Source organism: Microbacterium xerophyticum (assembly GCF_053543555.1).
Genome location: NZ_JBLVOB010000006.1, coordinates 670524 through 689045, shown reverse-complemented (window position 1 = coordinate 689045; position 18522 = coordinate 670524). Strand labels below are relative to the sequence as shown.

Genomic DNA, 18522 nt, shown 5'->3' with positions numbered 1-18522 from the left:
AAGTGGTGACGGGGCTGCGGCCCCGTCACTGCGTATACTTGACCCTTACGGGCAGACAACAGCCCCTTCGAAAGGCTCTTCTTCGTGGCAATTCTTGAGTTCGTCCTTCAGGTCCTGCTGGGCATCACCAGCGTCCTGCTGACACTCCTCATCCTTCTCCACAAGGGCCGCGGTGGCGGTCTGTCCGACATGTTCGGCGGTGGGATGACCTCTGCTGTCGGCTCGTCCGGTCTCGCAGAGCGCAATCTCAACCGTTTCACCATCGTTCTGGCGCTGCTCTGGTTCATCTCCATCGTCGCGCTCGGACTCATCACGAAACTCGAGGTGATCTGACCATGGCCAGTGGAGGAAACGCGATCCGCGGAACCCGGGTGGGCTCGGGCCCGATGGGCGAGCAGGACCACGGCTACCACGCCGACCGCATCGCGGTGTCGTACTGGGACGGCCTCGGAAACGAGACGGTCCGCTACTTCGCCGCTGGTCTTCCCGAAGAGGAGATCCCGGACACGATCGATCACCCGCAGTCCGGACTTCCCGCCGGCCGCGACAAGGCGAATCCGCCAGCGCTGGCGAAGAACGAGCCGTACAAGACGCACCTCGCCTATGTGAAGGAGCGTCGCACCGACGACGAGGCGTCGCAGCTTCTCGACGACGCGCTCACGCAGTTGCGCGAACGCCGCGGACAGGCCTGAAATAGGTCTTGCTCTGGAGATGACCGCCGTGAGCCGGGGCTTGCGACGGTCATTTCCTATTGTGGCTACGCTGCAGGGCAGGTCGTGTTCAGCCCCAGCAGGACGACGTTCAGTTGGAATGTCTTCGGTGCGGAGATCCAAGTGCTTCCGGCATAGCCGTTGTAGATGCGGATCGTGTACGTCCCGCCGAGCAGGTCGCCGAGATTGACGAGGCCGAGAAGCTTCGCAGTGCTGAAGGTGGCTTCATACTGGTAGGCGTTGTTCGCATTTCCGGTCTGCGTGATCACACTTCCCGCGGTGCCCTGCACATCCGTTCCCGTGACGCCGTTCTTCACGATCTGGATCTGCTGACCGCCCTGCTGCGGCGATGACCAGGTCAGCCGGACGGACTGCAGACCGACGACGATGACGCTGGCGGGTACGCAGGTCGCATTGGACGGCGCGACCAGCGTCGCCGCACTGATGGTGCCTCCCGACGCGTACTCGGCTTTCGACCACGCAGCCTCGGTCTGCTCGATCGTCACGTCGCCGGCTCCGGCGCAGAGCGCGACGACGGCGAGCATCGCACCCGCGATAGCGCCGGTGCGAAACCGACCCATCATGTCGAGGCCTCATCGTCGACCGCCCGCGTGCGACGATGCCGAGCGATCAGCGTCACGCCGAGGCCGATGAGGATCGCAGCGGGGGCAGCGAGGATCATCCAGGGCTGTCCGCCGGTTGCCGCGAGGCCATCACTGCCGTTGATCGTGTCGTCGATCACGATCTGTCCGGCCGCGGCGCGGACCGTCACCGATACGGTTGCGGAGGCGACGTTCGCATCCAGCACCGCCGTCAGCCCGACGCGCAGATGCGTCGTCGACGGTGTCGCCTCCTCGACGAGCACGTCCCAGCTGCCGTCGAGGGCAACCAGCGCCGTCTCGCGCAGCATCCGCTCCTCGTCCGCGCACTGCGCACCTGACCAAGCCACGCTGCAGGCGCGAACCTCAGCGCTGAGCGAGAGCACCTCGGAGCCGCTCGCGGAGAGGTCGATAATCAGTTCACCGTCGTCGGGAGCAGGACCGGCGTCGACATCGATATGCCAGTAGAGCGGCTCCACAGCATCCAATGAATACGTCGCAGCTGTGTCGAGATCAGACTGCAGGGTGAGCAGATCCGTGGTTGCCTGCGCCTGCGGGGGTGCCCACGCCATCGCGCTGGCTCCCAGCACAACACTGACCGCGGCCAAACCGGCAGCGCGGCGTGCGCGGCGGGTCTGCGGTTCGTCCTCAGCGGGCTTGACCGGCGCAGGACGCGGCTCTCTCGGCCAGAACGCCCAGGTGACCAGCACCGCCGCGCCGATCGTTATGCCCCCAAGCACGAAGGGGTTGCCGAACCAGACGATCACATTCGCGAGATAGGGGACTGAACCGCGGACGATGCGCGCATCCGAGACCGTGTAGGGCAGCGGATCGTCGGCGTCGTTCGCGTCGCCGCGCATGGTGATCTTGCGCTGGTCGGCGGATTGGCCATCGCTCACGCTTGTGACCCGATGTGTCACCGGCAAGTCGCCCGGCCTGTCGACTGTCACGACATCGCCGACCGCCAGAGCAGATGCGGGGACCTCTTGGACCAGTGCGACAGATCCTGCGGGAATGGTCGGCGACATGGATCCGGTCTTGAACATGATGAGCGAGTAGCCACCGGTGAAGGCGAGGACGACGAGCACGATGCATGCAACGCCGCCGAGCGCGAGCACCGTGAGGACGACCTCACGGACGACTCGTCCGACGCGGACAGCCCCGCGCGCTATGGTGCTCATGTGTTCCTCATCACCCGGTCGTGCCGGTGAAGGTCCAGGTCGGGGTCACGATTCCGCCTTGAGCCGTGCTGGGCGAATCGGCTCGGACGGTGACGACAATGCAGTAGTTCACCACGTTGGTGCCGTTGGACTGCAGCGTCTGAACAGGCAGGGTGGCGGGTACGTTGCCGATCCCGGTGTAAGTGATCCCACCCGTCGTCGCTGCAGTGCAGGTCGGCGTCGTGCTCACCCCCGCCGTCGTCGGAATGATGCGCACGTCGAGAGAATCTCGTAGCGCATCACCGTTCGCGCCGTTCGTCGGCGCTGCAACAGCGGTCAGTTGCACGGTGCCCGGCACTGTCCCGGCGGTAGTGATCTGGATCCATGCCGCCCGGCTCTGCCCCGGGTAGAGATTCGTCGCTCCGAGAGGCAATGTCACGGCGTTGGCGGCCGTGGGGTGTTCGGCGAACGTCGGTGCAGACGCTGTGCGCGACACGATCGAGAACGTTCCGGCCGTGATCTGTGACGACGCGAACTCGTTGTCCGTCCACGCGGCGAGGGTCGCGGATGCGCCGAACCCGAGCACGAGCGCGCCGATGAGGAGCGCCCGCGCACGAGCGAACGTGCGCCGACGCCGCGACGTCAGAGCTGAGCGCCGTGAACCACGACTTTCGACTACTGGGATTCTGCTGTCCACTGCCAGGTCACAGTGCCCTCGGCGGCCTGCACAAGGTCATTTCCCGCAGTCACCTGAAGGCAATAGTTGATGGGTGCGGCCGTCGCGTCCGTGCCGGCCGTGATCGTGGTCGGGAGTGTGGCGCTGCCGGCTGTGAACGTCGTCGCGTCGCAAACGGTTCCCGTGATCACGTGGGTCTCCGCGGCCAGGTTCGCTGCGTTGGCCCCGGCGGTGGTCGGTGCGACGTTCGTGAGGTCGCCATCAGTGGTTCCGACAAGCCGGATGGAGTACAGGGCGTACACGCTGTCGCCTGGCGCGAGATTGTCAGCGTCGACCGTGAAGTCGAGCGTGGCTCCAGGATCGGTGTCGTGGCTGGCCCATCCGCTCGTCCCGTCGGTCGATCCCTGAAGATCGAATGACCCGGCGGTGAACGTCCCGGTCGCGAACTCCGAATCGTTCCAAGCGGCCAGCGTCACTGCTGCGCCGACGCCGAGCACGAGGCCGCCCGCCAGAATGGCATAGATCTTGTTCCTTCGTGAAGCATCCATCTTTATCCCCTCTCGTCAGCCGCTTGGGTAGGGCGCCTGTTTCGCAAACCCTAACCTGCAAGTCGGCGATCGGCCAGCAGCAGCATCGCAACGTAATGACAACGAATGCAATGCAGTCGCATGAACGAACCCGGTCGAGCGTGACTGGCGTCAGCGGCACCCGGCGGCGGCGTCGATCATCGACTGCGGGGGAGCGCCGTAGGCCGACGTGCCGTTCGCGGCATCCGTGAACCCCATGCTGATCGCCCAGGCAGTGGCCCACGCCTCGATGTTCGCCTGGTCGGAGTCGTCGTACATCCCGTCGCACTTGACGCTGATGGCATGGCCGACCTCGTGCGCGACGAGTGCTTGACTTCGTGACCCTGGCCAGTAGGCGGCGACCGAGTCCGACAGCTCGATGGTCGCGTAACCGGGATCCTGATACCACCACGTGGCATAGCCACCCATACTGTCGCCGTAACCGTACCCGTTGACGAGTTCGGACCAGTCGAAGTCGAGAAGCACCCCGGGCGCGAGGGATCGCGCGAACTCCTCCACCTCCAGGCGCGCGCTGTACAGCGGCCCGCTCTTCTCCGCGAGCTCTGCCTGTTCCGACACCAGCATCTGCGATGCGGCAGCCTCGAGGTCGGCGTATGCGGCTGACGCAGCCTCGTCCAGGGCGCCGTCGCTGAGCTGCACCCGCTCGGCTGCCGAGCGCAGTGCGATGATGTCGAGGTTCCGTGCGGAGATGTGCGCTGCTTCGAAGCCCGCCGCGGCGTCAGCCGCCGATGCGACCGCCGCCGCACCCGCTTCTGAGACCGCGCTCGACGCCTTGCCGGCGTGCTCGCCGGCGGTGTCGAAGTCTTCGTCGAGAGCCTCGGCCTCATCGCGTTCCGAGTTCAGCTGCGCCGTCTCACCGAACAGCTCCCATGCCCACGCAGGCTTGTCCCCGGTGGACGGCAGCTCCTGCTCCCGCACCGCGGCGCCGTCTGTCATCGTCGTCTGCGCCTCTTCGACGGCTGCGACCAGTGCATCCTTCGATGCGGTGTCCATGAGCGTTCCGCTGTCGGCCTCTACGACCCCCGAAGCGACGGCGAGCGTGCCGTCAAGAGCGGCGAGCTCCTCGTCGAGGACGAGGCCGCTGTCCTCGGCGCCGTCGACCGCGGTCTCGAACCCGCTGAGGGCGTCGTCGTAGCCCAGGTTCGCGCTCACCTGGACCGCGGTGCATGCCGCCGCGAGCACGACGATGCCGACGCCGGTCCAGATCAACCCTGCACGTCTTCCGCGTGGTCTCGGAGCGGATGCGGGGGCGACTGACGAGCCGAACACGGTACCGAGATCGTGACCACCAGATGGAGGAGGAGCAGCCGTTGCGGTCACGAATCCTCCTGAGGAAAGTGGAGGGGCTGACGAGAATCGAACTCGCATCATCTGTTTGGAAGACAGAGGCTTTACCACTAAGCTACAGCCCCGGATGCCGCCCCTCGAGAGGGTGCGGGAACCGACTCCACAATCATAGCGGACGATGAGCGACCCGCTGTCCGTTAGACTCGACAAGGCCGTTCCCGCGCGCGGGGTCACGGGGCGTAGCTCAGCTTGGTAGAGCGCCCGCTTTGGGAGCGGGAAGTCGCAGGTTCAAATCCTGTCGCCCCGACCACGGCCCTCCATACCTCACGACCGCATCATCACGCGGAAATCACAAGGAGAACACACAAGCATGGCGAACAGCACCGTTGAGAAGCTGACCCCGACCCGGGCCAAGCTCACCATCACGGTCACCCCGGACGACCTCAAGCCCAGCGTCGCGCACGCCTATGAGCACATCGCCCAGGACGTCCAGATCCCCGGCTTCCGCAAGGGCAAGGTTCCCGCCCCGATCATCGACCAGCGCATCGGTCGCGGCGCTGTGATCGAGCACGCCGTCAACGAGGGCCTCGACAAGTTCTTCCGCGAGGCTGCCAATGAGCAGAAGCTGCGCGTCGTCGGTCGTCCCTCCGCTGACATCACCCAGTGGCCGAACGAGAAGGACTTCTCCGGCGACCTGATCGTCGAGGTCGAGGTCGACGTCCGCCCGGAGATCGAGGTTCCCTCGTTCGACGACATCACGCTCACGGTCGACGCCGTCGAGACCGATGAGGCCGCGCTCGACGCCGAGCTCGACACTCTGCGTGCCCGCTTCGGCACTCTCATCCCTGTCGACCGTCCGGCTGCGAAGGGCGACTTTGTCGAGCTCGACCTCGTCGCCACGATCGACGGTGCAGAGATCGACCGTGCCGAGGGCGTTTCCTACGAGGTCGGCTCCGGTGAGCTTCTCGAAGGCATCGACGACGCCATCGAATCCCTCACCGCCGGTGAGGACACCACGTTCAACTCCAAGCTCGTCGGCGGAGACCACGCCGGTTCCGAGGCCGAGGTGTCCGTCTCCGTCAAGGCTGTCAAGGAGCGCGAGCTTCCCGAGGCCGACGACGACTTCGCGCAGATCGCGAGCGAGTTCGACACGATCGCAGAGCTCCGTGCGAGCCTCGCCGAGCGCGTGAGCGAGCAGGCCGTCTTCGGTCAGGGCTCCGCCGCCCGCGACCAGCTCATCGAGACGCTTCTCGAGAAGATCGACATCCCCGTTCCGCCGAAGCTCATCGAGGACGAGGTGCACAACCACCTCGAGTCGGAGAACCGTCTTGAGGACGACGAGCACCGCGCAGAGGTGACCGAGGCGAGCGAGAAGCAGTTCCGCACGCAGGTCCTCCTCGACACGATCGCCGAGCAGGCCGACGTGCAGGTCTCGCAGGAGGAGTTGAGCCAGTACATCGTCCAGTCCGCTGCGCAATACGGCATGGCTCCTCAGGAGTTCGTCGAGGCTCTGCAGTCGTCGAACCAGCTTCCGGCGCTCGCCGGCGAGGTCGCTCGCAACAAGGCCCTCGCTGTCGCGCTCGGCAAGGTGAAGGTCGTCGACTCCAACGGCAAGACCGTGGACCTGTCGGGCTTCGTCGCCGTCGATGACGAGGACGAGCAGGCCGAGGCCGAGGCCGAGGCCGCGGCGGACGAGAAGCCCGCCAAGAAGGCCCCCGCCAAGAAGCCTGCTGCGAAGAAGGCCGACGACGCCGCGGAGAAGCCCGCTGCGAAGAAGGCTCCGGCGAAGAAGGCCGCGGCCGCGGACGACGCGGAGAAGCCCGCTGCCAAGAAGCCCGCTGCCAAGAAGGCGCCCGCCAAGAAGGCTGCCGACAAGGCCGAGTGATCTCACACCGATCGTGACGGAAGGACGGATGCCACGGCATCCGTCCTTCCGCGTATGAGGAGCAACATGGACGACTGGCAGGACCGCGTGGATGCGGTCTGGGCGGACGACGCCCTCTCGGACGACGACAGGGTCAGGGCGATCGACTCACTCGCGCTCGAGCGGGAGTACGAAGATGCCGTCGCGCTGTTCGAACGCGCAGGCGCCAGAGACTCCGCCGGCGCGGAGATGGCCGCGGTGTCCTACTACCGTCGCGCTCTCGCAGCCGGTCTCGACGAGTCCCGTCGGGCTCAGGCCACGATTCAATTGGCCAGCACCCTGCGCAACCTCGGTCGCATCGACGAGAGTCTGCAGATGCTGAAGGAGGAGCGCGAACGAGGGGGAGCGCTCAGCGACGAAGCCACGGCGTTCTACGCACTCGCTCTCGTCTCGTCCGGCGACAGCGCGGCCGCGGCATCCGTCGCTCTGGAGGCGCTGGCCCCGCACCTCAGCCAGTACCGGCGTTCGGTGACGGCATACGCACGCGAGATCGGCGAGCGCGACGCCTGATATGCCGACGGCGAACACGGCCTGGGCGCCGCGCGCGCGCCGGTAGATTCGAATCACCGAACACGGAAACAGGAGCTGACATGGCTGCAGAACCCCTCCTCGCGACGAGCGTCTTCGACAGGCTGCTGAAGGATCGCATCATCTGGCTGGGCTCAGAGGTGCGTGACGAGAACGCCAACGAGATCTGCGCGAAGATCCTTCTTCTCGCTGCAGAAGACTCTGAGAAGGACATCTACCTCTACATCAACTCGCCCGGTGGCTCGATCACCGCCGGCATGGCCATCTACGACACGATGCAGTACGTCTCGAACGACATCGTCACCGTCGGCATCGGCATGGCCGCCTCGATGGGGCAGCTGCTGCTCACCAGCGGCACCAAGGGCAAGCGCTACATCACCCCGAACGCACGCGTGCTGCTGCACCAGCCGCATGGCGGCTTCGGCGGCACGTCGAGCGACATCCAGACCCAGGCCCAGCTCATCCTTTCGATGAAGCGGCGCCTCGCGGAGATCACGGCCGGCCAGACCGGCAAGACCGTCGAGCAGATCAACGAGGACGGCGACCGCGACCGCTGGTTCACCGCTGACGAGGCACTCGAGTACGGTTTCGTCGACCACATCCGTGAGCACGCCAGTGACGTGACCGGCGGCGGCGGAACCGACCAGGACGCCAACTAAGCGGATTCGAAAGGACTCCTATGTACACCCCCACCTTCCAATCCGCCGGCAACCTGCCGTCCAGCCGCTACGTGCTCCCGCAGTTCGAGGAGCGCACCGCCTACGGCTTCAAGCGTCAGGACCCGTACAACAAGCTCTTCGAAGACCGCGTGATCTTCCTGGGCGTGCAGGTCGACGACGCGTCAGCCGATGACGTGATGGCTCAGCTCCTCGTTCTGGAGAGCCAGGACGCCGAGCGCGACATCACGATGTACATCAACTCGCCCGGTGGCTCGTTCACCGCGATGACGGCGATCTACGACACGATGCAGTACGTCGCGCCGCAGATCCAGACGGTCGTCCTCGGACAGGCGGCATCCGCAGCATCCGTGCTGCTCGCCGCCGGTGCGCCCGGCAAGCGCCTCGCGCTGCCGAACGCCCGCGTGCTGATCCACCAGCCCGCCATGGGCGAGGCGGGCCAGGGCCAGGCGTCCGACATCGAGATCCAGGCGGCGGAGATCCTCCGCATGCGCACCTGGCTCGAGGAGACGATGGCGGCGCACACCGGGAAGCCGGTCGAGCAGGTCAACCGCGACATCGACCGCGACAACATCCTGTCTGCGGCCGAGGCGCTGGAGTACGGCATCGTCGACCAGGTGCTCACGACGCGCAAGCGCGCGTAGCATCCGATCCAAGGGGCGGCGGTCTTCGGACCGTCGCCCCTTTTCCGTGCCCTCCGCGTGTGCGCTTCGCTCGGAGAAGTGCGCGTGCTTCGGAGCGATTCCCCCCGATTCCTCCGAGCGAAGCGCACATCTCCGAACGAAAAGCATGGTGGTGCGCGCGAGGGGAGCGCAGGGCGAGCGCGGGCGAGACCCACGAATGTGCAGCGCCGCCTCCGCGTTATGCGCATATGAGCAGGCGCATGCGCGCGTGCGTGCTCACGCGTACGCTGGACGAGGAAGGGAGGATGCCGTGGATGAAGACCTGCTCACTGTGCGAGTCGCCGAGCTGTACTACGACGAGGCGAAGACGCAGGACGAGATCGGCGCCCTCCTGAAGATCTCACGGTGGAAGGTGGGACGGCTCCTCACGCAGGCACGTGAGAAGGGCATCGTGCGGATCGAGATCGTGCATCCGCGCGCACGCAGACTCGGCCTCGAGCGCGAGCTGACCGAGCGTTTCGGTCTCGTGGATGCCGTCATCGTGCCGATGCCGGACGACGAGAGCGCCACGCTCGATCGCGTCGCTCAGGCCGCAGCGGACCACCTCACGGCTCTTCGCCCGGTACCGCGCACGCTGGGCGTGAGTTGGGGCCGTACGCTGACGGCCGTCGCAGAGGCGCTGCCCGACGGATGGGCGAACGGTGTGACGGTGGTGCAGCTCAACGGCGGTGTGAGCCTCAACCGGCGTTCAGGAGGGGCAGCGAGTCTCGCGATGACGATCGCCCAGCGCGCCGGTGGCCAGGCCACGCTGCTGCCGAGCCCCGCGATCCTCGAACGCGTCGAGACCAAGCAGGCGATCGAGTCGGATCGCACCGTCTCCGCCATCCTCGAGCACGCCGCGGCCGCACAGACCTACCTCTTCTCCGCCGGCCCCGCTGACGCGTCATCCGCCCACGTCGAGAACGGCTATCTGACCGCCGCCGACGTCGAGGAGCTTGCTCGGCGCGGCGCCGTCGGAGACGTGCTGGGCCGATATGTCGACGCGGACGGCAACATCGTCGATCCGCAGCTCGACGCACGCACGGTCGGCGTCGACCTCGATCGCCTGCGCTCAGCGAAGCAGGCGATCTTCGTCACCGCCGGCGCCCCGAAACATGACATCACGCGTACAGTCGTGACCAGCGGCCTTTGCAGCGTTCTGGTCACCGATGAGAACACAGCCCGAGCATTGTTGGAGGAACGATGACGACCAAAGAACTCACCCGCCGCACTGCGGTGGATGTGCTGGGCGGAGAGCCCGACGATGCCACTCTGCGTCGATTCCTGCATGGACTGCCCGGCGTGGACGCGACCGGTCTCGAGCAGCGCGCAGCAGGACTCGGCACCCGTTCGATCAAGACGACGTCGAAGGCATGGGCGATCGACAAGATCATCTCACTGATCGATCTCACCACCCTCGAGGGTGCGGACACCCCCGGCAAGGTACGTTCGCTCGTGGCCAAGGCGAAGACACCGGATGCCGGTGACCCGGCGACACCGCTCGTCGCGGCCGTCTGCGTATACGGCGACATGGTCGGATACGCCATCGACGCCCTCGGCGCGCTGCATGGTGACCCCGACGACGGAAAGATCTCGGTCGCCGCGGTCGCGACGGCGTTCCCGAGCGGCCGCTCCTCGCTCGCGATCAAGCTCGCCGACACCGCTGAGGCGGTCGCCGCGGGCGCCGACGAGATCGACATGGTGATCGATCGAGGAGCGTTCCTCTCGGGGCGCTACGGACTCGTGTTCGATCAGATCTCAGCAGTGAAGGAGGCGTGCCGCCGTGAGGACGGCAGCTACGCCTCGCTCAAGGTGATCCTCGAGACCGGTGAGCTCAACACCTACGACAACATCAAGCGGGCATCGTGGCTCGGCATCCTCGCGGGCGGCGACTTCATCAAGACGTCCACGGGCAAGGTGCAGCCCGCGGCCACGCTGCCCACCACGCTGCTCATGCTCGAGACCGTGCGCGACTGGTACCGGGCGACCGGCGAGAAGATCGGTGTGAAGCCGGCCGGCGGCATCCGCACCTCCAAGGACGCCATCAAGTACATCGTCACGGTCGCGGAGACCGCGGGGGAGGACTGGCTGCAGCCGCATCTGTTCCGATTCGGCGCCTCGAGCCTGCTGAACGATGTGCTGCTGCAGCGGCAGAAGATGACCACCGGCCACTACTCCGGCCCCGACTACGTCACGATCGACTGAGGACCAGACATGTCATTCCTGGAATACGCCCCGGCGCCCGAATCGAAGGCGATCCTGAACCTGCGCGACAGCTACGGGCTGTTCATCGACGGCGAGTTCGTCGACGGGTCGGGCAAGAGCTTCACGACCATCTCCCCGGCCGACGAATCGCACATCGCAGAGATCGCCGGAGCCTCGGACGAGGACATCGATCGCGCCGTCGCCGCGGCCCGCCGTGCCTACGACAAGATGTGGTCGAAGATGAGCGGTCGCGACCGAGGCAAGTACCTTTTCCGCATCGCCCGTCTCGTGCAGGAGCGCGCTCGCGAACTCGCCGTGGCCGAGAGCCTCGACAACGGCAAGCCCATCAAGGAGAGCCGCGACGTCGACGTGCCGCTCGTCGCATCGTGGTTCTTCTACTACGCGGGCTGGGCCGACAAGCTCGATCACGCCGGTCTCGGTGCGGATCCGCGTGCGCTGGGTGTCGCGGGGCAGATCATCCCGTGGAACTTCCCGCTGCTGATGCTCGCGTGGAAGATCGCACCGGCTCTCGCCGCGGGGAACACGGTGGTCCTCAAGCCCGCTGAGACGACGCCGCTGACCGCGCTCATCTTCGCGGAGATCCTGCAGCAGGCCGACCTTCCCGCCGGTGTCGTCAACATCGTCACCGGCGCCGGTTCGACCGGAGCGACCCTCGTGCGTCACCCGGATGTCGACAAGGTCGCCTTCACGGGGTCGACCGGCGTCGGGCGCGACATCGCCCGCGCCGTCGCGGGTACGGGCAAGAAGGTCACGCTCGAGCTCGGCGGCAAGGCGGCGAACATCGTGTTCGACGACGCGCCGATCGATCAGGCCGTCGAGGGCATCGTCAACGGCATCTTCTTCAACCAGGGGCACGTGTGCTGCGCCGGCAGCCGGCTTCTCGTGCAGGAGTCGATCCACGATGAGGTCATCGACCGCCTGAAGGCGCGACTGTCGACGCTCCGTCTCGGTGACCCGCTCGACAAGAACACCGACATCGGCGCCATCAACTCCGCCGCGCAGCTCGATCGCATCCGCGAACTCAGCGACATCGGCGAAGCCGAAGGCGCCGAGCGCTGGACGGCCGACTGCGTCATCCCCGACAAGGGGTTCTGGTTCGCTCCGACGATCTTCACCGGCGTCGAAGCATCCCACCGCATCGCCCGCGACGAGGTGTTCGGTCCTGTACTGTCGGTACTCACATTCCGTACCCCCGCCGAGGCGATCGCCAAGGCGAACAACACGCCGTACGGCCTTTCGGCCGGCATCTGGACCGACAAGGGATCGCGCATCCTCGCCGTCGCCGACCAGCTGCGCGCCGGTGTCGTGTGGGCGAACACCTTCAACAGGTTCGACCCTGCGAGTCCGTTCGGCGGCTACAAGGAATCCGGATACGGCCGCGAGGGCGGCCGACACGGTCTCACCGCATACCTGAAGGGGGCTTCGGCATGAGCAAGCGACTGACTGTTCCGAAGACGTACAAGCTCGCGATCGGCGGAAAGTTCCCGCGCAGCGAGTCGGGTCGCACCTACGAGGTGCTCTCGAGCAAGGGCGCATTCCTCGCGAATGCTGCCAAAGGCTCTCGCAAGGACGCTCGGGATGCCGTGGTCGCCGCTCGCTCGGCGGTCAAGGGCTGGTCCGGCGCGACGGCGTACAACCGCGGGCAGGTGCTCTACCGCGTCGCAGAAGTGCTCGAGGGCCGACGCGCGCAGTTCGTCGACGAGATCGTGGCTCAGGAGGGCGTATCAGCCGCAGCCGCCGGGGCACAGGTCGATGAGGCTGTCGACCTCTGGGTCTGGTACGCGGGGTGGTGCGACAAGTACACCCAGGTCGCAGGAGACGCCAACCCCGTCTCAGGCCCGTACTTCAACATCTCGGTGCCGGAGCCGACCGGGGTCGTGGCCATCGTCGCGCCGCAGCGATCGGCATTGCTCGGACTCGTCTCGGTGGTCGCTCCCGCTCTGGTCGCAGGCAACGCCGTCGTCGTGATCGCGAGCGAGCAGCATCCGCTCTCCGCCATCAGCTTCGCTGAGGTGCTCGCGACGAGCGATGTGCCAGGGGGCGTCGTGAATGTTCTCACCGGCTCGCCTGCGGAGATCGCACCGTGGCTCGCGTCGCATGCCGACGTCAACGCGCTCGACCTCGCCGGCGCTGACGGGCTGGATTGGGTCGACCTGCAGATCGCGGCCGCCGACACGCTCAAGCGCGTGCTCACGCCCGGTGAGGTGACGGCTTCGCCGGAGCGGATCGCGGCGTTCACCGAGACGAAGACGGTGTGGCACCCGAAGAGCATGGTGTGATCGGACCGCGCCAATGCGGTCCAGTGTCTGATGGAGAGGTTAGGCTCGAAGATGTCTCTCAGGCTCTCCAAGGAGGATGCGCATGGCCCGAATCGGTGAAAGCGCTGACCTGTTCAAGTGCTCGTTCTGCGGAAAGAGCCAGAAGCAGGTCCAGCAGCTGATCGCTGGCCCCGGTGTGTACATCTGCGACGAATGCGTCGAGCTGTGCAACGAGATCATCGAAGAGCGCATGGCGGAGTCGTCCGCCGCGGGCGTCGCAGATTTCGATCTGCCCAAGCCCCGCGAGATCTTCTCGTTCCTCGAGGAATACGTGGTCGGTCAGGATTCCGCGAAGCGCTCGCTCGCGGTCGCCGTGTACAACCACTACACGCGCGTCCGCGCGCACGGCACGCTGCAGCTCGCTGAGCAGAAGGCCGACGAGGTCGAGATCGCCAAGAGCAACATCCTGATGATCGGTCCGACCGGTTGCGGCAAGACGTATCTTGCCCAGACCCTAGCCAAGCGACTCAACGTGCCCTTCGCGGTCGCGGATGCGACGGCACTCACCGAGGCAGGCTATGTCGGTGAAGATGTCGAGAACATCCTGCTCAAGCTCATCCAGGCCGCGGATTACGACGTGAAGCGCGCCGAGCAGGGCATCATCTACATCGACGAGATCGACAAGATCGCCCGCAAGGCCGAGAACCCCTCCATCACGCGAGACGTGTCGGGCGAGGGCGTTCAGCAGGCGCTGCTCAAGATCATCGAGGGCACCACCGCCTCGGTACCGCCGCAGGGCGGACGCAAGCACCCGCACCAGGAATTCCTGCAGATCGACACGACGAACGTGCTGTTCATCGTCGCCGGCGCCTTCGCAGGTCTCGAAGACATCGTGTCCGCACGCGTCGGCAAGCACGGGGTCGGATTCGGCGCTCCGCTGCATGACAAGTCGAAGGATCTCGATCTGTTCAGCGAAGTGCTGCCCGAAGACCTGCACAAGTTCGGGCTGATCCCCGAGTTCATCGGGCGTCTACCGATCATCGCCTCGGTTTCGCCGCTCGACCAGGCCGCACTGATCGACATCCTCACCGGACCGCGCAACGCACTCGTCAAGCAGTACCAGCGCATGTTCGAGATCGACGGCGTCGAGCTCGAGTTCGACGAAGACGCACTGCGGTCGATCGCTGACCTGGCCGTCGAGCGCAAGACGGGTGCCCGCGGGCTCCGCGCGATCCTCGAAGACGTGCTCGGACCGATCATGTTCGAGATCCCGTCGGCCGAAGACGTCAAGAAGGTCGTCGTCACTCGTGCGGCGGTCGATGAGGGTGCGCCGCCTACGGTCGTGATGGAGCGCAAGCGCAAGAGCGCGTGAGCGCGGCGGGCCGCAGTCCCGAACCATGGCGGACGATCTCCAGCAGGACGATCGTCGACGACCGCTGGATCCGGTTGCGCGCCGACGAATGCGTGGATGCTGCCGGACGCACGATCTCGCCGTTCTATGTGCTCGAGCCGCACGAATGGATCTCGGTGCTCGCCGTCGACGTCGCTGGCGACGCGGTTCTTGTGGAGGAGTACCGCCACGGCGCAGGAATCGTCGCGTTGGGCACCGTCGGCGGTGCAGTCGAAGTCGCTGAGGATCCGCATGATGCTGCGGCAAGGGAGCTCCTCGAGGAGACGGGGTATATCGCCGACAAAGTGATCGCTCTCGGCGCGACGTGGGCGAACTTCGGCAATCATACGAACCGCGTCCATCACTTCCTCGCCGTCGACTGCGCGCAAGTGGCGGGGCAGTCATTGGATGACACGGAGCTGATCAACGTTCGCGTGATGCCGTTCGAGGGTCTGGGGGAGCACCTGCAGCAGAGCTATCATCAGCTGACCTGGTTCAAGGCACTGCCGTACCTCTGACATTGATGTCCGAGACGGGCTCTAGGGTGAGCGCATGCGCAGCTTCCGAGTCTCGGTTCCCGAAGATGTCATCGTCGATCTTCGTCAGCGCCTGTCACGCTCGCGCCTGCTGCCCGACTCACCGCGGCGCCCCGCGACCGGGATGAATGCGGCATACCTTCGCGAACTGGTCGATTCGTGGAGCACGTTCGACTGGCCGGCCCGTGAGGAGTGGCTCAATCAGCATCCGCAGTTCATCGCGGACGTCGAGGGCACCGACGTGCATTTCGCCCACTTGCGATCTGAGCGCCCCGATGCTCCGGCGCTGCTGGTGATGCACGGCTGGCCGCACACGTTCGCCTTGCAGCTCGAGTTCGCCCGACTGCTTCCGGATTTCCACGTGGTCGTTCCGAGCATGCCGGGTTTCGCGTTCTCCGCACCGTACGACGGCACGATGACGGAGTCCGTGATGGCCCGATTGATGCACGCGCTGATGAGCGACGTGCTGGGTTATGAGCGCTATCTCACGTACGGCGAAGACATCTCTGCGAATGTGAGCGATCTGATCGCTGCGACGTATCCGGCGCACGTGCACGGCATCCTCGCGACGCATGCGCACTTCGGCACCGACGAGGAGCGGGCAGGGGTCGAGGATCCGGCGGCACGTGCCTTCTTCGACCGGCTGTCGGCGAGCGGCGGGCCGCACGGCGCCTATGGGCACATTCAGGGGACGCGCCCCGACACACTTGCTGCGGCGTTGAACGATTCTCCGGCGGGGCTCCTGGCGTGGCTGGTGGAGAAGCTCGTCGAGTGGAGTGACACGCCGACGGGACGACCCGAAGTGCTCGAGCACAGGATCTCCCGTGACCGCATCCTCACCGAGGCGATGATCTATTGGTCGACGCAGAGCATCGCCACGTCGTTCAGGCGATACTTCGATGCCGAAGAAGATCAACGGATACCGCCGGTCGAGGTGCCGGCCGCGATCGCCATCCAGCGGCACGAGCACGACTATCCCGAGAGTGTCGCACGAAGCTTCTACCGCGACCTGCGCTCATTCGATCGGATGCCGGAGGGCGGACATTTCGCGGTCGCTGAGGTACCGCAGGCGATGGCTGCCAGGATGCGTGACTTCGCTCGTGAACTCGGGCTGCTGTCCGCCTGAACGCGTACCGTCGGTCGCAGATCTGCACGATCTTCGCAGGCTATCCCCGAATCTCTGCGAGGCTGATGCACATCTGCGAAGGAAGCGCCCCGGTGCTCACCCCCCGAGTCCCCGGCGGGTGAGCAGCGGCGCGATCTCGGCGTCGCGGCCCCGGAAGTCGCGGTACGCCTCAAGGGGATCCTTCGAGCCGCCCACCCCCAACAAGCGTGCACGGAAGCGATCGCCGTTCTCGCGCGTGAGACCGCCGTTCTCGCGGAACCATTCCACGGTGTCGGCGTCGAGCACCTCGCTCCAGATGTACGAGTAGTACCCCGCGCTGTAGCCGCCGGAGAACACGTGCGCGAAGTACGTGGAGGAGTACCGCGTCGGCACCGCGGTGTTGTCGAGCCCGATCTCTGCGAGTGCGGCCGCCTCGAACGCGGCGACATCACCGATCTGCGCATCGGTGCCCACCCGGTGCCACGCCTGATCGAGCCATGCCGCGGCGAGGTACTCGCTCGTGTCGTGCCCCTGGTTGAACGCCTCTGTCGCGCGCAGCCGCTCGACGATAGCCGCATCCAGCGGCTCGCCCGTCTCGTAGTGGCGCGCATAGTTGTCGAGAACCTCCGGCCACAGGATCCACATCTCGTTCACCTGGCTCGGGAACTCCACGAAGTCGCGGAACACATTGGTCCCCGCGAAGTGCGGGTAGTTGACCGTCGCGAACAGGCCATGCAGTGCGTGCCCGAACTCATGGAACAGGGTCGTGACCTCGTCGAGCGTCAACAGCGTCGGCTGCCCATCGCCCGGCTGCGACACGTTCAGGTTGTTCACGACGACTGGTGCGGTGCCGCGAAGCGCCGATTGGCTGACGATCGGATTCATCCACGCCCCGCCTCGTTTGGAGTCGCGGGTGTAGAGGTCGAGCACGTACAGGCCGAGCGCACTGCCGCCGGCGTTGTGCACCTCGAAGATGCGCGCACCAGGGTGGTATGCGACGAGATCCGCACGCTCGGTGAACGTCACGCCGTACAGCTGCGTCGCCGCGTGGAAGACACCGTCCTGCAACACCCGCTCGGCTTCGAACCAGGGGCGCAGTGCCGCCGTGTCGATGTCGTACTTCGCGCTGCGCACCTTCTCGGTGAAGAAGGCCCAGTCGTGCGCCTCCAGCGCGAACGGCTGCTCCTCGGTCTCGTCGATGATCGCCTGGAGCGCCTCCTGCTCGGCACGGGCGTTGGATGCTGCGGCCGGTGCGAGCCGGTGAAGCAGATCCGACACGGCCTCCGGCGTCCCGGCGGTCTCGTCGGCGGTCACATAGGCGGCGTGCGAGGGATAGCCGAGCAGTGCCGCGCGCTCGGCACGCAGCGCGACGATCTCCTTCAGCACGGCGCGGTTGTCGTTCGCGTTGCCGCGGATACCGCGCGAGCGGGAGGCCTCCATGATGAGACGGCGGCTCTCACGGTTCGTCAATGACGCGAGGTAGGGGTGCCCAGTGAAGAGCGGCAGCGAGATCAGGAAGCGTCCATCGTGACCGCGTTCGGTCGCCGCCCTCGCGGCAGCCGAGAGCTCGCCGTCGGTGAGCCCGTCCAGCGCCTCGGCGTTCTCGAACAGCACGGCGAGGTCATTGGTGTCGGCGAGCAGATTCTTCTCGAACGTCGTCGTGAGTGTCGACAGCTGCTGGTTCAGCGCGGTGAGCCGCGACTTCGCTTCCTCGTCAAGGGCGGCTCCGGCGTGCGTCATCTCGCGGAAGTGCCGCTGGACCAGATAGCGGCTCTCGCCGTCGAGCTCAAGTTCATCGAGCTGCTCGTGCAGGGTCTTGACCCGCCAGTACAGCTGCGCGTCGAGGCGGATGGCATCCTCGTGCGCCGCCATCAGCGGGGCGAGTTCCTCGTCGATCGCCTGGATCTCGTCCGTGGCATCGGCTGAGCTCACCGTGTAGAAGGCGTGCGCGATGCGATCCAGAGCTGCACCGGACTGCTCGAGCGGCACCATCGTGTTCTCGAACGTGGGCATCGATCGCACCATCGTGATGCGCCGGATCTCGGCGAGATGCTCATCGAACGCCGCGCGGAAGGCCGGCATGTAGTGCTCGGGCCGGATCGCGCCGTAGTCCGGGAGGGCGTAAGGGAGAGCGGATGGCGTCAGGAGCGGGTTCACGGCATCGGTCATCCCACGAGCCTATGGCCAACTCGAAAAA

Annotated in this window: 19 protein-coding genes and 2 tRNA genes; 14 read left to right on the top strand and 7 right to left on the bottom strand. The window is 66.0% G+C overall.

The annotated features are described in order from the left end of the window. Positions 1-84: 84 nt before the first annotated feature. Both secG and ACNPNP_RS10015 read left to right on the top strand, forming a co-directional pair. Positions 85-333, top strand: a complete 249-nt coding sequence (gene secG, locus ACNPNP_RS10020) for a preprotein translocase subunit SecG (RefSeq protein ID WP_448965874.1) — start codon at positions 85-87, stop codon at positions 331-333. 2 nt (positions 334-335) lie between these two features. After that, on the top strand, positions 336-692 hold the full coding sequence (locus tag ACNPNP_RS10015; protein ID WP_448965873.1) for an RNA polymerase-binding protein RbpA: 357 nt from the start codon (positions 336-338) through the stop codon (positions 690-692). 65 nt (positions 693-757) lie between these two features. Here ACNPNP_RS10015 and ACNPNP_RS10010 read toward each other — a convergent pair whose 3' ends face one another. From ACNPNP_RS10010 to ACNPNP_RS09985, 6 genes are all read right to left on the bottom strand, one after another. Then, positions 758-1294, bottom strand: coding sequence for a hypothetical protein (locus tag ACNPNP_RS10010; RefSeq protein ID WP_448965872.1), 537 nt, complete (start codon positions 1292-1294; stop codon positions 758-760). Continuing rightward, entirely contained in the window at positions 1291-2490 is a 1200-nt protein-coding gene (locus ACNPNP_RS10005) for a signal peptidase I (RefSeq protein WP_448965871.1), read from the bottom strand. The genes ACNPNP_RS10010 and ACNPNP_RS10005 overlap by 4 nt, the downstream gene beginning before the upstream one ends. 10 nt (positions 2491-2500) lie before the next feature. Beyond that, positions 2501-3166 (bottom strand): SipW-dependent-type signal peptide-containing protein, encoded by a 666-nt coding sequence (locus ACNPNP_RS10000; protein WP_448965870.1) that lies wholly within the window; start codon positions 3164-3166, stop codon positions 2501-2503. Beyond that, positions 3145-3693: a SipW-dependent-type signal peptide-containing protein gene (locus ACNPNP_RS09995; protein WP_448965869.1), complete on the bottom strand. Its 549-nt coding sequence runs from the start codon at positions 3691-3693 to the stop codon at positions 3145-3147. The genes ACNPNP_RS10000 and ACNPNP_RS09995 overlap by 22 nt, the downstream gene beginning before the upstream one ends. 150 nt (positions 3694-3843) lie before the next feature. Next, entirely contained in the window at positions 3844-4941 is a 1098-nt protein-coding gene (locus ACNPNP_RS09990; protein ID WP_448965868.1) for a hypothetical protein, read from the bottom strand. Positions 4942-5070: 129 nt separating this feature from the next. Next, positions 5071-5144, bottom strand: a tRNA-Gly gene (locus ACNPNP_RS09985). A gap of 108 nt (positions 5145-5252) precedes the next feature. Here ACNPNP_RS09985 and ACNPNP_RS09980 point away from each other — a divergent pair. The 12 genes from ACNPNP_RS09980 to ACNPNP_RS09925 all read left to right on the top strand — a co-directional run bounded on the left by ACNPNP_RS09980 (position 5253) and on the right by ACNPNP_RS09925 (position 16346). Next, a tRNA-Pro gene (locus ACNPNP_RS09980) sits at positions 5253-5329 on the top strand. A gap of 60 nt (positions 5330-5389) precedes the next feature. Continuing rightward, the gene (tig, locus tag ACNPNP_RS09975; protein ID WP_448965867.1) at positions 5390-6904 is read left to right on the top strand and encodes a trigger factor; all 1515 of its coding nucleotides are present in this window, start codon (positions 5390-5392) and stop codon (positions 6902-6904) included. Positions 6905-6970: 66 nt separating this feature from the next. Beyond that, positions 6971-7453 (top strand): tetratricopeptide repeat protein, encoded by a 483-nt coding sequence (locus ACNPNP_RS09970; protein ID WP_448965866.1) that lies wholly within the window; start codon positions 6971-6973, stop codon positions 7451-7453. An 80-nt stretch (positions 7454-7533) separates the two neighbouring features. Beyond that, positions 7534-8130 carry an ATP-dependent Clp protease proteolytic subunit gene (locus tag ACNPNP_RS09965; protein ID WP_448965865.1) on the top strand — a complete coding sequence of 199 codons (597 nt, stop codon included), beginning with the start codon at positions 7534-7536 and terminating at the stop codon, positions 8128-8130. Between the two features lie 20 nt (positions 8131-8150). After that, positions 8151-8792, top strand: a complete 642-nt coding sequence (locus ACNPNP_RS09960; RefSeq protein WP_448965864.1) for an ATP-dependent Clp protease proteolytic subunit — start codon at positions 8151-8153, stop codon at positions 8790-8792. Positions 8793-9081: 289 nt separating this feature from the next. After that, entirely contained in the window at positions 9082-10017 is a 936-nt protein-coding gene (locus tag ACNPNP_RS09955) for a sugar-binding transcriptional regulator (RefSeq protein ID WP_448965863.1), read from the top strand. Further along, positions 10014-11015 carry a deoxyribose-phosphate aldolase gene (gene deoC, locus ACNPNP_RS09950; protein WP_448965862.1) on the top strand — a complete coding sequence of 334 codons (1002 nt, stop codon included), beginning with the start codon at positions 10014-10016 and terminating at the stop codon, positions 11013-11015. Before ACNPNP_RS09955 ends, deoC begins: the two co-directional genes overlap by 4 nt. Positions 11016-11024: 9 nt before the next feature. Then, a complete protein-coding gene (locus ACNPNP_RS09945; protein ID WP_448965861.1) occupies positions 11025-12467 on the top strand; it encodes an aldehyde dehydrogenase family protein in 1443 nt (480 codons plus the stop codon). Continuing rightward, positions 12464-13315: an aldehyde dehydrogenase family protein gene (locus tag ACNPNP_RS09940; RefSeq protein WP_448965860.1), complete on the top strand. Its 852-nt coding sequence runs from the start codon at positions 12464-12466 to the stop codon at positions 13313-13315. The genes ACNPNP_RS09945 and ACNPNP_RS09940 overlap by 4 nt, the downstream gene beginning before the upstream one ends. A gap of 82 nt (positions 13316-13397) precedes the next feature. Beyond that, positions 13398-14666 carry an ATP-dependent Clp protease ATP-binding subunit ClpX gene (gene clpX, locus ACNPNP_RS09935; RefSeq protein ID WP_448965859.1) on the top strand — a complete coding sequence of 423 codons (1269 nt, stop codon included), beginning with the start codon at positions 13398-13400 and terminating at the stop codon, positions 14664-14666. Then, positions 14663-15202, top strand: a complete 540-nt coding sequence (locus ACNPNP_RS09930; protein WP_448965858.1) for an NUDIX hydrolase — start codon at positions 14663-14665, stop codon at positions 15200-15202. The genes clpX and ACNPNP_RS09930 overlap by 4 nt, the downstream gene beginning before the upstream one ends. 34 nt (positions 15203-15236) lie before the next feature. Beyond that, on the top strand, positions 15237-16346 hold the full coding sequence (locus tag ACNPNP_RS09925; RefSeq protein ID WP_448965857.1) for an epoxide hydrolase family protein: 1110 nt from the start codon (positions 15237-15239) through the stop codon (positions 16344-16346). Positions 16347-16442: 96 nt separating this feature from the next. Here the strand turns inward: ACNPNP_RS09925 and ACNPNP_RS09920 are convergent, their stop codons facing one another. Continuing rightward, on the bottom strand, positions 16443-18494 hold the full coding sequence (locus tag ACNPNP_RS09920; protein WP_448965856.1) for a M3 family metallopeptidase: 2052 nt from the start codon (positions 18492-18494) through the stop codon (positions 16443-16445). Positions 18495-18522 lie beyond the last annotated feature (28 nt).